The following is a 12,645-nucleotide window of genomic DNA, read 5'->3' on the forward strand; positions in this document are numbered from 1 at the left end:
TCCGCTCAGGAACCGTCAGAAAGGCGACCCCACCTGTGACTGCGACTCCCCAGGGCCGTATCCGCCGGGCCGGGCGGGTGACCGCGTTCTGCGCACTCGCCGTGACGGGGACGGCGGTGCTGACCGGGTGCGGCGGCGGCGATCCGGACGCGGGGACGAACGGCGTGGGCAAGCTGCCCGCCGACCGGATCCAGGCCAGGACACGGGCTGCCGCCCAGGGGGCGCCGGCGGTACGGCTGTCCGGGACCGTGGTCACCAGCGGGCGGACGTACCAGCTGGACATGCGGCTGAAGGCCGACGGCGGCACCGGGTCGGTGACGTCGAGGGGGGCGACCTTCAAGCTGCTGCGGGTCGGCGAGCAGCTGTACTTGAAGGCCGACGCGGACTTCTGGAACCAGGCCGACGGCAAGGGCGACGGGGACGGTGCGGCCGGGACGCTCGACGGCAAGTACGTGAAGGTGCCGCAGCGGGACCCCGCGTACAAGAAGTTCAGCGGCTTCACGGACAAGGACCTCCTCCTCGACGGGCTGCTGACACTGCACGGCACACTGGCGACGGACGGCCACCACGACGACGCGGGTACCCGCACCATCCGCATCACCGGCGACAAGGGCTCCGGCGGCAGCCTCGACGTCTCCCTGGAGGGCACGCCGTATCCCCTCCGCCTGTCCCGTGCCGGCGGCGCGGGCACGCTCACCTTCTCCGACTGGGGAAAGGACTTCGCCGTGGCGGAGCCCGCGAAGGGGGACACCGTGGATTACGGCAGGCAGCTGCCGGCGTCCTAGGCCCTGTCGTCACACTCCCGTCTGCCCCGCGACGCCATGCACGCACTCTCGCCGCAGGGCCGCCCTCCGGGCGGCGACGGGAGTGTGACGACAGGGCCTAGGGGGTTTCACGTGCGGGCCGGCGAAAACCCGGCGGTGCCGAACCCCGTCCGGCCCCGCCGTTCCTTCTTCGGCCGCTACTTCTTCCGGCGTTTCGCCAGCAGTCTCGGCAAGCCCGCCGGGACCGGCCTGCGCGTGGTCACCGGAGTCGGCACCGGGGCCTGCGCCAGACTGCCGGAAGGCAACGGCGCCACGGACCCCGCCGGAGCCAGGCGCAGCACCCGGCACTCGCGGGACCAGCGGGCCGGCATCTCCTCGCCGTCGGGGGCGTTCAGGCGCTTGCCCTTCAGTTCGGCGACCGCCGCCTCCCACTCGGCGGAGCCGGGCGCCAGCTCGGACACGGTCGCCGGGAACGACACCAGTCGGCCGCCCTTGTCCTTGCTGCGCACGGTCACCTCGGCACGGCCCCCGTCGACCAGCCCCTGCAGCGGCTGCTCACCCGGCCCGTCGCCGACCAGGCACACCGCGCCCTCGTGCCACACGTGCCACAGCGCACGCGCGGCCGGGGCACCGGTGCCCCTGACCCAGATGAGGCCGGACTTCTTCGCGGCCTCCTCGATGAGGGCCCGGTCGAGCAGCTCGCTTGTCATGCGCCCAGCCTATCCAGCGCCGCTCACAGCCAGCCGTTGCGCTTCAGCGTGCGGTGGATGCCGAGGCAGATGACGACCGTGACCCCCATGATCACCGGGTAGCCGTACTTCCAGTGCAGCTCGGGCATGTACGTGAAGTTCATGCCGTAGACCCCGCACACCATCGTCGGCACGGCGATGATCGCGGCCCAGGCGGTGATCTTGCGCATGTCCTCGTTCTGCGCGACGGACGCCTGCGCCAGGTTGGCCTGGAGGATGGAGTTGAGGAGTTCGTCGAAGCCCAGCACCTGCTCCTGGACCCGGGCGAGGTGGTCGGCGACGTCCCGGAAGTACTTCTGGATGTCCGGGTCGATCAGCCGCATCGGCCGCTCGCTCAGCAGCTGCATCGGGCGCAGCAGGGGAGCCACCGCCCGCTTGAACTCCAGCACCTCACGCTTGAGTTGGTAGATCCGCGCCGAGTCCACACCACGGGACACCCCGCCCTTGCGGCCCGGCGAGAAGACCTCGGTCTCCACCTCGTCGATGTCGTCCTGCACCGCGTCGGCGACCGCGATGTAGCCGTCCACGACATGGTCGGCGATGGCGTGCAGCACGGCCGAGGGGCCCTTGGCCAGCAGTTCCGGGTCGTCCTGCAGCCGGTGGCGCAGTGCCCTGAGCGAGCCCTGGCCGCCGTGCCGGACGGTGATGAAGAAGTCCCGGCCGGTGAAGCACATGACCTCCCCCGTCTCGACGACCTCGCTGTTGGCGGTGAGCCGGTCGTGCTCGACGTAGTGGATGGTCTTGAAGACGGTGAAGAGCGAGTCGTCGTACCGCTCCAGCTTGGGGCGCTGGTGCGCCTGCACCGCGTCCTCGACGGCCAGCGGGTGCAGCCCGAACTCTCCGGCGATACCGGCGAATTCGGCCTCGGTCGGCTCGTGCAGTCCGATCCACACGAAGCCGCCGTCGCGCCGCACCAGCCGCATCGCCTCGTGCGGGGTGAGCGGCTTGGCGCTCGCGACCCGGGCACCGTCGCGGTACACGGCGCAGTCCACGACCGCCGAGGGCGTGGCGGGGTCGCGGGTGGTGTCGTACGACGCGCTCGACGTGCTCGTGGGCTTGCGCAGCGAGACACGGGACGGACGGACCACGGCGCGCAGGTCGCGGATCATCGACATGGGCAGGCTCCTTCGCGACAGGCAACGAAAGACCGCCGGCGACGGGTGGAACTACCCGGAATGAGGACGTTTTCACTGCGGATGTTTGGCACGTCCACAAAGCGGGGAGCACCGCACCGTCGCGGTGGCGACTTCGCTACTGATGCAGAACTGATTCGATCAGGCAGATCGGGTGATCAGGCGATCAGGGCAAAGCGAAACGAGGTGCTCTTCCGAAGGGCAACGCGCACGGGAAGGCGGCAGCGGCCAGCCAGAAAACAGCCAGTGACTACATCAACGGGCGGAAGAGCGAGTGGTACTGCACGGTCGACTTCGATCCATGACAGCCCCACCTCCTCCGGCCGGTCCCTCGTAAGGGAGTCTCATCGGCGTCGGGACTCGATAGCGACGCTTCTACGTGCTGTCCCGAACCACCGGCTCAGCGTAGCAGCCGCCCCATGTGTCAAGGCGCCGCTTTGCCCGCTGCTGACGAGTTCTATGCTCACCGCATGGTTGATGTTCTTCCTCTGGTCGAGGCACGGTTGACCACCGCGCTGGGCGAACCGGACGCGCGCGCCGCCGTCACCTTCCTCGGCACGGACCGCATCGAGGTGCTCCGGTTCCAGGAGGGGGACGTCGTGCGGTACGCCACCCTCGGCATGTCCGCGCACCCCATGACCGACCCCACCGCGATGCTCGCCGACCCGGTCAAGGGTCCCCGAGCCGAGCTGGTCCTGTCCGTCCGCGCAGGTGTCGCCGACACCGACAAGGTGCTCCGTCCGCTCGCCGTGCTGGCCGCGTCCCCGCAGGTGGAAGGGCTGATCGTGACCCCGGGTGCCTCCCTGGACGTGGGCGGCCCGCTGTGGCCCGGCGCCCCGTTCACCTCGGTCCTGGTGGGCGAGCCCGGCGGCCTGGTGGACGACCTGGAGCTGGACGACCCGATGGAGCCCGTACGGTTCCTGCCGCTGTTGCCGATGACCCCGAACGAGGCCGCCTGGAAGCGGGTGCACGGCGCGCAGGCCCTCCAGGAGAGGTGGCTCGCGAACGGCACGGACCTGCGTGACCCGGTCCGCCGGTCCGTCCCGCTGGACTGAGCGCCGACGTGAGCAAGCTCACCAACTGGCTGCCGCGGGCGGTCAGTTGGCGAAGGCCCCGACCACTTCCTCGGTGGCGCGCCGCGGCGCCGGCTCTCTCGGCTTCCCTCCTGGCACGTCAGGTCGCCTGGTGAAGGCGGTGGGCATGCGACTTGCGGGGTGACGGGTTCCGTCCGGACGGGTGATCGTCCTTGACGTGGGCGGTCAGGGGTAGGACCGTGGAGCCCTATGAGGGGCGAACCCAGTTGCCCGAGGTGCGGTGGCCGGGTCAGGGCGCCCGGTCTCTTCGCCGATGCCTGGCAGTGCGATGTGCACGGCACGGTGTATCCGCTGCAGCCCGTGATCCCGCCCAGCGTCGAAGCCCTCGGTGCCGTCGTGCACCGCACGCACGTCCCGCTGTGGATGCCCTGGCCGCTGCCGGTCGGCTGGCTCTTCACGGGCGTGGCCTACGCCGGCGACGACCGCAGCGGCGGTCGCGCGACCGCCGTCGCCTGCTCCGGACCCGGCCCGCTCGGCGGCCCCGGGGAGCTGATCCTGGTGGCGGAGGAACTCGGCGTCGGTCTCGGTGCGCATTACGCGGGCATCGACGGCCCGGACCCGGGGTCGTACATGAACATCGAGAAGCCGCCCCAGGCCAAGGTCCTGGCCGCCGGCCGCCCGACCCCCCTCTGGCACGTCTACCGCACCCCCGACGACCGCGCCGTCTTCGCCGGCGAGGCACTCGGCATGTGGCTGTGGGCGGTGATGTGGCCCGAGCAGTCCGGGCTGCTCATGTACGACGAGCTGGTGCTGACGGATCTGCGGGACGCGGGGGCGGAGCTGGATCTGGTGCCCTTCGGAGCGTTGTCGCCGCGCTTGCTCAGGCCCTGACGCCCACCGGGGTGCCGGGGCGAGGGGGTTCGTCCGATCAGGCCGGCTGTGAGGTGGGGTGCCGGTGCGTGGTGTGCGGCTCGCGCGGTTCCCCGCGTCCCTTGGGGTGCGTTCAGTAGGGGGTGCCTCCCGGGTGCGGGTGTGACAGCCGGGCTCCAAAAGCCCGCTATCCTTAGGTGTCCCTTCCGTCATGTCCCCGTCTGGAGTCACCGTGCGTATCGATCTGCACTGTCACTCCACGGCCTCGGACGGTACGGACAGCCCGGCCGAGCTGGTGCGGAATGCCGCTGCCGCCGGACTGGACGTCGTCGCGCTGACCGATCACGACACCACCCGCGGGTACGCCGAGGCGGTCGCCGCGCTGCCCGGGGGACTCACCCTGGTGACCGGTGCCGAGCTGTCCTGCCGGGTCGACGGCATCTCCATGCACCTGCTGGCCTATCTCTTCGATCCCGCGGAGCCCGCTCTGCTCGCCGAGCGTGAGCTGGTGCGGGACGACCGGGTGCCGCGGGCCAAGGGCATGGTCGCCAAGCTGAACGCGCTGGGTGTGCCGGTCACCTGGGAGCAGGTCGAGCGGATCGCGGCCGGCGGTTCCGTGGGGCGCCCGCACGTCGCGACGGCGCTGGTCGAGCTGGGGGTCGTACCGACGGTGAGCGACGCGTTCACCGAGGAGTGGCTGGCCGACGGCGGCCGGGCCTTCGTGGAGAAGCACGAGACCGACCCCTTCGAGGCGATCCGGCTGGTCAAGGGCGCGGGCGGGGTCTGTGTGTTCGCGCACCCGGCCGCCGCCAAGCGGGGTCGTACGGTCCCGGAGGCGACGATCGCCGAGATGGCCGCGGCCGGCCTGGACGGCGTCGAGGTCGACCACATGGACCACGACGCCGAGGCGCGCGACCGGCTGCGGGGCCTGGCGAAGGATCTGGATCTGCTGGTCACGGGCTCCTCGGACTACCACGGCAGCCGCAAGACCGTGACGCTGGGCGCGTACACGACCGACCCCGAGGTGTACGGGGAGATCACACGGCGGGCGACCGGCGCGTTCCCGGTGCCGGGCACCGGCGGGGCCTGAGGCCGTCAGCGGCCCTCCCGCGCCCGCAGTTCACCCTTTTCCAGCAAGGCCAGTACTTCCCCCATGTTCGACATCGCCGTCTTCGGCTCCCTGTTCCTGACCCTCTTCGTCATCATGGATCCCCCCGGGATCACCCCGATCTTCCTCGCCCTCACCGCCGGCCGTCCGGCCAAGGTGCAGAAGCGCATGGCCTTCCAGGCCGTGTGCGTGGCGGGCGGGGTCATCGCCACGTTCGGCGTCCTGGGCCACCAGATCCTCGACTACCTGCACGTCTCCGTCCCCGCGCTGATGATCGCGGGCGGTCTGCTGCTCCTGCTGATCGCGCTGGACCTGCTCACCGGCAAGACCGACGAGCCGAAGCAGACCAAGGACGTGAACGTGGCGCTCGTACCGCTGGGCATGCCGCTGCTGGCGGGGCCCGGTGCGATCGTGTCCGTGATCCTGGCCGTGCAGAAGGCCGACAGTGTGTCCACGCAGATCTCGGTGTGGTCCGCGATCCTCGCGATCCACGTCGTGCTGTGGCTGGTGATGCGTTACTCGCTGCTGATCATCCGCGTCATCAAGGACGGCGGTGTGGTGCTGGTGACACGCCTCGCGGGCATGATGCTCTCCGCGATCGCCGTGCAGCAGATCATCAACGGGATCACTCAGGTGATCCGGGGGAGCTGAGCCCTCGTCGGCTCGGCTCCCCCGGAAAGCTTGAGTGGCGCGGAACGCCCGAGCGTTACGAGGCCTTGGTCTCGGCCGGGCGGATCCACAGGCGCTGTCCGATGGCGGCGGCCTGCTGCACGATCCGGTTGACGGAGGCGGCGTCCACGACGGTGCTGTCCACGGTGGTGCCGTCGACCTCGTCGAGTCGCATGATTTCGAAGCGCATGGGCTTCTCCCTTCGTCTGGTCATCCTCCTGCGGAGAACTACTCGCTGCACCGGCTGTGTGTCCGGTGTCGTACGTAGTCAACATGCTCCGTGTTACAAACATTCCCTACGCTAAAGAAATTTTTCGAACGACTAATTACTGACCGGTAAGTCGAGCCCGTGGGACCTCGGCGGGACCGACCGGGAACGGTTGTGTTCGCTGCGTGACGACCGGGACAATGAAAGCGATGAACGACGACCTGGCGGCCCTGGGCGCCCGCATCGACCACACGAACGAGCTGCTGAAACGCATGCTCGCCGAGGTGGCGAAGACGCCCTCCACCCACGCGATCTTCGTCGACGCGGGCTACCTGTACGCGGCGGCGGGCCGGCTGGTCGCGGGGACCGAGGACCGCCGGGCCTTCGACCTCGACGCCGAGGGCCTGATCGAGGCCCTCATCGACCGGGCCCGCTCGGTCTTCGCCGACAGCCGCCTGCTGCGCGTCTACTGGTACGACGGCGCCCGCCGCCGCATCCACACCGCCGAGCAGCAGGCCATCGCCGAACTGCCCGACGTCAAGGTCCGCCTCGGCAACCTCAACGCCAACAACCAGCAGAAAGGCGTCGATTCACTGATCCGCACGGATCTGGAGTCCCTCGCCCGGCACCGCGCCATCAGCGACGCGGCGCTCCTCGGCGGCGACGAGGACCTGGTCTCGGCGGTCGAGGCGGCGCAAGGCTACGGCGCCCGTGTCCACCTGTGGGGCATCGAGGCGCCCGAGGGCCGCAACCAGGCCGAGCCGCTGCTCTGGGAGGTCGACAGCCAGCGCACCCTCGACCTGGAGTTCTTCAAGCCGTACGTCTCCCGCCGTACGGCCGCCGCCTACGAGGCCACCTCCGGCACCCGCCCCAGCCGCGAGGACGTCCGCTTCGTAGGCGCCCAGATCGCGGCCAAGTGGCTGGCCTCCCGGGGGCGCGAGGCCCTGGTCGAACTGCTCCCCGGCCACCCCTACCTTCCCGGCTCCGTCGACCAGGACCTGCTGGTCGAGGCGGAGAGCCTGCTGCAGTACTCCCTCCGCGGCCAGGCCGACCTGCGCCGCGCCCTCAGGGACGGCTTCTGGGGCCATCTGCAGGCGCAGTACTGACGCGGTGGTGCCGTCCCACCCCTGTCACGCGGTTCAGCCCTGCTGCGCCGCTCCAGACCCTGCGACGCCGGGATGATCCAGACGTGAGGGCCTAGCCCTGTTCGCCGGCGGCGTCCCAGAAGTCGGCGAGGGCACGCGCCGTGGGCAGGGGCTGGTCGGTGTTCGGGGAGTGCTCGGCGTCCTCGATCACGGTCCGCCGTGCGGCCAGCCGTACCGCCATGTCGTCCAGCAGGGGCAACGGCCAGGTGTCGTCCCGTGCACCGGACAGGATGTGGAACGGCAGCGGTACGGCGGCCAGTTCCGCGACCCGGTCCGGTTCCGTGCACAACTGGTGCCCGGTGGCCAGGAGTTGGGCGGGCTTGGTGCCCAGCCAGCGGCGCCGCAGGTCGTTCCGGTCGTCCAGGCCGTCGTCGAGCGCGGGGGTCTCGGTCTCCTCGGGCGGCTCCATCGCCTGGATCGCCTCCCACACCTCCGCCATCGACATCACCGCGAGCGCGTCCCGCAGCAGCTTCACGCGCTGCTGCTGGGATTCCGAGATCTGGGCTGGGCCGGACGCCATGAGGGTGAGCGACCGGAAGGGGGTGTGGTCGAGCAGGACGGCGGCGCGTGAGATCTGCCCGCCGAGGGAGTGCCCCAGCAGATGCACCGGCTCCCCGAGCACCTCGGCCTGGGCCAGCACGTCGCGTGCCAACTCCTCCTGCGCGTAGGCGGATTGATCGCTCTCGGGTCCGTCCGACTCGTACTGGCCGCGCCCGTCGACGGCGACGGTCCGGTACCCGCGCTCCGCGAGCGGCACGTGCAGCGGATTGAAGTCCTCCTTGCTCCCGGTGAACCCCGGCAGCAACAGCGCGACCCCGCGCGGCTCCACCCCGTCGGCCACGGGAGCGTCGACAACGGCGAACTCCCCCCGTGCGGTTCGCAGGGAGTATGCCCGAGCACCGGGCGGCGGGAGGAAGGTGGCGGGCCTGCTCATGGAGAGAGGCTATCGGGCCGGGGGAGGGGCGGCGGGGGAGGGGAGGCGCGGGCCGCCGGTGAGCGCGGGGAACTGCGGGAGGGGGCGTCGGCACGGGTACGGGGGGCGGAAACGCGACGGCCCGGTCCACCTGAGTGGACCGGGCCGTCGGTGACGGTGCGCCGGATCAGCCTTCGACTGCCTCGACGGCCGCCGTGGCCTTGCGGGTACGGCGGCGCGGCTTGGCCTCCGGCTCGTCGGTCGCCTGGGCCGGGATCTCGACAGCGGCCGTCTTCCGGGTCCGTCGCGGCTTGGCCTCGGCCTCGGGGGCCTCCGGTGCGGCTGCTGCGGCGGTCTTCCGGGTGCGGCGCGGCTTGGCTTCCGTGCCTTCGGCGGTGTCGACGGCAGCGGCGGCGGTCTTCCGCGTGCGGCGGGGCTTGACCTCGGCCTCGGGAACCTCGGCCGCCTCCGGCGCGGCAGTGGCCGTCTTCCGGGTCCGTCGCGGCTTGGCCTCGGCGGTCTCGGCGGCGTCCGGTGCGGCTGCGGCGGCGGTCTTCCGGGTGCGGCGCGGCTTGGCTTCCGTGGTCTCGGCCGGGTCCGTCGCGGGTTCGGCGGCAGCCGCCGTCTTGCGCGTGCGGCGCGGCCTGGTCGCCGGGGCGGGCTCCTCCGCCGGGACCTCGGTCACGACGGACGCGGCCTCGGCGACCGGCTCCGCTGCCTTGCGGGTACGGCGGCGGGGCTTGGTCTCCGTGCCTTCGGCCGTGTCCACGGCGGTCTCGTCGCTGTCCGCGGCCGTCTCGGCGGCTGCTGCCGCCTTACGGGCGCGGCGCGGCTTGGCCTCGGCCTCCGGGGCTTCCGGCGCCGTGGCGGCGGTCTTCCGGGTGCGGCGCGGCTTGGCCTCGGTGGCCTCGGCCGTGTCCACGGCGGCTTCGGCGGCGGCAGCGGCGGTCTTCCGGGTCCGTCGCGGCTTGGCCTCGGCGGTCTCGGCGGTGTCCGTGGCCGTCTCGGCGGCAGCTGCCGCCTTGCGGGTGCGGCGGCGGGGCTTGGCCTCCGCCGTCTCGGCCGCCGGCTCCGGCGCCGGGCTCTCCTCGACCACGGGGGCCGGAACCACGGGCTCGGGCTGCGCCGGCACCTCCGCGACCGCGGAGTCCGTCGCCTGCGGGGCCTGCGCGTCCGCGTTCCCGCGGGTGCGGCGGCGGCGCGGCTTCGCCCCAGCCTCCTGCTCCGGCGTGGTCGGCGCGGGCGCGCCCTCAGCCGTGTCCAGCGACTCGACGGCGGCCTCGGCCGCTGCCGGCTGCGCCGGAGCACCGGCGCGCGTACGGCGACGGCGGCGCAGGGTGCGGGGAGCCCGCGACGCCGCCACGCCCGTGGCGTCCGCGGTGCCGGACTCGGCGGCCGGCGCCGCAGGGGTCGTGGCGGCGTCGAGCGGTGCTCCGCCGCGGGTACGGCGGCGACGGCGCGGGGTGCGGGCCGTACGCTCGCGCTCGGCGGTGCCGGACTCGGGACGGCCGCCCCGCTCACCGCGGCCACCACGGCCGCGACCGCGTGCGCCGCGCCCGCCGGTCTCGCCCAGGTCCTCCAGCTCCTCCGCGTCCAGCCCGGCACGGGTCCGCTCCGAGCGCGGCAGGGTGCCCTTGGTGCCCTCGGGGATGCCGAGGTCGGAGAACAGGTGCGGGGACGAGGAGTACGTCTCCACCGGGTCGTTGAAGTCGAGCTCCAGCGCCTTGTTGATCAGCTGCCAGCGCGGGATGTCGTCCCAGTCGACGAACGTGATCGCCGTACCCTTGGCGCCCGCGCGGCCCGTACGGCCGACCCGGTGCAGGTACGTCTTCTCGTCCTCGGGGGACTGGTAGTTGATGACGTGGGTCACGCCCTCGACGTCGATGCCGCGCGCGGCGACGTCGGTGCAGACCAGGACGTCCACCTTGCCGTTGCGGAACGCGCGCAGCGCCTGCTCGCGGGCGCCCTGCCCGAGGTCGCCGTGGACCGCGCCGGAGGCGAAGCCGCGGCGCTGGAGCTGCTCGGCGATGTCGGCGGCCGTGCGCTTGGTACGGCAGAAGATCATCGCCAGTCCGCGGCCCTCGGCCTGCAGGATGCGGGCGACCATCTCCGGCTTGTCCATGTTGTGCGCGCGGTAGACGAACTGCTTGATGTTCGCGACCGTCGCGCCCTCGTCGTCCGGCGCGGTGGCACGGATGTGCGTGGGCCGGGACATGTAGCGGCGCGCGAGGCCGATGACCGCGCCCGGCATGGTCGCCGAGAACAGCATGGTCTGGCGCTTGGCCGGCAGCATGTCGATGATCTTCTCGACGTCGGGCAGGAAGCCCAGGTCGAGCATCTCGTCGGCCTCGTCGAGGACCAGGCACCTGACGTGCTTCAGGTCCAGCTTCTTCTGGCCCGCGAGGTCGAGCAGCCGGCCGGGGGTGCCGACGACCACGTCGACGCCCTTCTTCAGGGCCTCGACCTGGGGCTCGTAGGCCCGGCCGCCGTAGATCGCCGTCACGCGCACGTTACGGACCTTGCCGGCCGTCAGCAGGTCGTTGGTGACCTGGGTGCACAGCTCGCGCGTGGGGACGACGACGAGGGCCTGCGGGGCGTCGGTGAGGGCCTCGGGGGCGGCGCGTCCGGCCTCGACGTCGGCGGGGACGGTGACGCGCTCGAGGAGCGGAAGACCGAAGCCCAGCGTCTTGCCGGTGCCGGTCTTGGCCTGGCCGATGACGTCCGTGCCGGAAAGGGCGACGGGGAGCGTCATCTCCTGGATGGGGAAGGGGGTGATGATGCCGACGGCTTCGAGGGCCTCGGCGGTCTCGGGGAGGATCCCAAGTTCGCGGAACGTCGTAGTCAGGGTCATGCCTCTTCTGTGTGCGCGGTGCGAGGCGAGCGCGGGGGTCGTGTGCGACCGTGCCGGGGGGGACGTCGGCTGCCGTACGGGCAAACCATTCAAGGCAAGCCGTAAGACACGGGACCTCTGCCGACGCTCTAGCGCTCGTACCGCTGAGGGTGTCCCTCCGGTCGTCGTACGGACTGTGCCGTACGGCCGGGGAGGGCTGTCGGGTCGGAGCCGATCGGGCCACCGACCGGGCATCCTCATGCGTGCGCCCTGTCCGGAGACGTCGACCACCGTCAACGCACTCTTGCAGGCGCATTACCACCATACCCCGGATTCCCGCACATGCGATGGCCGATTTGGTCACGTCATGGTCGTCACAGTGGTTGACCAGGGGCTCCGAGGAGGGCCGAGCGGGCTATTGTGCGGCTCATGACTAGCTCTGACAAGCCTGTGAACGGGTCCGCCGCCTCCGCCGGACCCACCGGTGTCGCCGCCCAGGACTGGGCGCAGGCCTCCGCCGACCCGCAGTACCGCGCCGCCGTCGTGGACCTGCTCGGGGCGCTCGCGTACGGGGAGCTGGCGGCGTTCGAGCGGCTCGCGGAGGACGCGAAGCTGGCTCCGACCCTCGCGGACAAGGCGGAGCTCGCGAAGATGGCCTCGGCCGAGTTCCACCACTTCGAGCGGCTGCGGGACCGGCTGACCGAGATCGGTGAGGAGCCGACGGCCGCGATGGACCCGTTCGTCGCGGCCCTGGACGGCTTCCACCGGCAGACCGCGCCCTCGGACTGGCTGGAGGGCCTGGTCAAGGCGTACGTCGGCGACTCGATCGCGAGTGACTTCTACCGGGAGGTCGCGGCGCGTCTCGACTCCGACACGCGTGAACTGGTCCTCGCCGTCCTCGACGACACCGGGCACGCCGGGTTCGCCGTGGAGAAGGTGCGGGCCGCCATCGACGCCGACCCGCGGGTGGGCGGCCGGCTGGCGCTGTGGGCGCGGCGGCTGATGGGCGAGGCGCTGTCGCAGTCCCAGCGGGTCGTCGCCGACCGGGACGCGCTGTCGACGATGCTCGTGGGCGGGGTCGCCGACGGGTTCGATCTCGCGGAGGTCGGGAAGATGTTCTCGCGGATCACGGAGGCGCACACGAAGCGGATGGCGGCGCTGGGCCTCGCGGCCTGAGAAACGGATGCGCTCCGCGGGGGTTGCGCGGCGCGGGCCCGTCCGG

At 71.8% G+C, this 12,645-nt stretch carries 12 protein-coding genes; 7 read left to right on the plus strand and 5 right to left on the minus strand.

The features are described from left to right. Positions 1–35 precede the first annotated feature (35 nt). Positions 36–785 (plus strand): hypothetical protein, encoded by a 750-nt coding sequence (locus ACWC94_RS10430; RefSeq protein WP_450796110.1) that lies wholly within the window; start codon positions 36–38, stop codon positions 783–785. Positions 786–961: 176 nt separating this feature from the next. On the opposite strand, the gene ACWC94_RS10435 is transcribed toward ACWC94_RS10430, so the two are convergent. Together ACWC94_RS10435 and ACWC94_RS10440 are read right to left on the minus strand one after the other, a co-directional pair. Further along, positions 962–1,474 carry a hypothetical protein gene (locus ACWC94_RS10435; RefSeq protein ID WP_450796111.1) on the minus strand — a complete coding sequence of 171 codons (513 nt, stop codon included), beginning with the start codon at positions 1,472–1,474 and terminating at the stop codon, positions 962–964. Between the two features lie 23 nt (positions 1,475–1,497). Continuing rightward, positions 1,498–2,628 carry a magnesium and cobalt transport protein CorA gene (locus ACWC94_RS10440; RefSeq protein ID WP_450796112.1) on the minus strand — a complete coding sequence of 377 codons (1,131 nt, stop codon included), beginning with the start codon at positions 2,626–2,628 and terminating at the stop codon, positions 1,498–1,500. A 488-nt stretch (positions 2,629–3,116) separates the two neighbouring features. On the opposite strand from ACWC94_RS10440, the gene ACWC94_RS10445 reads away from it, so the two are divergent. The 4 genes from ACWC94_RS10445 (at position 3,117) to ACWC94_RS10460 (ending at position 6,309) form a co-directional block, all read left to right on the plus strand. Then, positions 3,117–3,701, plus strand: coding sequence for a suppressor of fused domain protein (locus tag ACWC94_RS10445; protein WP_450796113.1), 585 nt, complete (start codon positions 3,117–3,119; stop codon positions 3,699–3,701). Between the two features lie 228 nt (positions 3,702–3,929). Next, on the plus strand, positions 3,930–4,571 hold the full coding sequence (locus ACWC94_RS10450) for a DUF6758 family protein (RefSeq protein ID WP_450796114.1): 642 nt from the start codon (positions 3,930–3,932) through the stop codon (positions 4,569–4,571). 211 nt (positions 4,572–4,782) lie between these two features. Continuing rightward, a complete protein-coding gene (locus tag ACWC94_RS10455; RefSeq protein WP_450796115.1) occupies positions 4,783–5,640 on the plus strand; it encodes a PHP domain-containing protein in 858 nt (285 codons plus the stop codon). A 63-nt stretch (positions 5,641–5,703) separates the two neighbouring features. After that, a complete protein-coding gene (locus tag ACWC94_RS10460; protein WP_351238331.1) occupies positions 5,704–6,309 on the plus strand; it encodes a MarC family protein in 606 nt (201 codons plus the stop codon). A 55-nt stretch (positions 6,310–6,364) separates the two neighbouring features. Here ACWC94_RS10460 and ACWC94_RS10465 read toward each other — a convergent pair whose 3' ends face one another. Further along, a complete protein-coding gene (locus ACWC94_RS10465; protein ID WP_019058373.1) occupies positions 6,365–6,517 on the minus strand; it encodes a hypothetical protein in 153 nt (50 codons plus the stop codon). 218 nt (positions 6,518–6,735) lie between these two features. Here ACWC94_RS10465 and ACWC94_RS10470 point away from each other — a divergent pair, with 218 nt between their 5' ends. Then, positions 6,736–7,641: an NYN domain-containing protein gene (locus tag ACWC94_RS10470; protein ID WP_450796242.1), complete on the plus strand. Its 906-nt coding sequence runs from the start codon at positions 6,736–6,738 to the stop codon at positions 7,639–7,641. Between the two features lie 91 nt (positions 7,642–7,732). Here ACWC94_RS10470 and ACWC94_RS10475 read toward each other — a convergent pair whose 3' ends face one another. Together ACWC94_RS10475 and ACWC94_RS10480 are read right to left on the minus strand one after the other, a co-directional pair. Further along, entirely contained in the window at positions 7,733–8,614 is an 882-nt protein-coding gene (locus ACWC94_RS10475) for an alpha/beta fold hydrolase (protein WP_450796116.1), read from the minus strand. A gap of 166 nt (positions 8,615–8,780) precedes the next feature. Beyond that, positions 8,781–11,345, minus strand: a complete 2,565-nt coding sequence (locus ACWC94_RS10480; RefSeq protein ID WP_450796243.1) for a DEAD/DEAH box helicase — start codon at positions 11,343–11,345, stop codon at positions 8,781–8,783. 507 nt (positions 11,346–11,852) lie between these two features. Here ACWC94_RS10480 and ACWC94_RS10485 point away from each other — a divergent pair. Beyond that, positions 11,853–12,599, plus strand: a complete 747-nt coding sequence (locus tag ACWC94_RS10485) for a ferritin-like fold-containing protein (RefSeq protein WP_450796117.1) — start codon at positions 11,853–11,855, stop codon at positions 12,597–12,599. Positions 12,600–12,645 lie beyond the last annotated feature (46 nt).

The organism is Streptomyces sp. NPDC001135 (assembly GCF_053598395.1).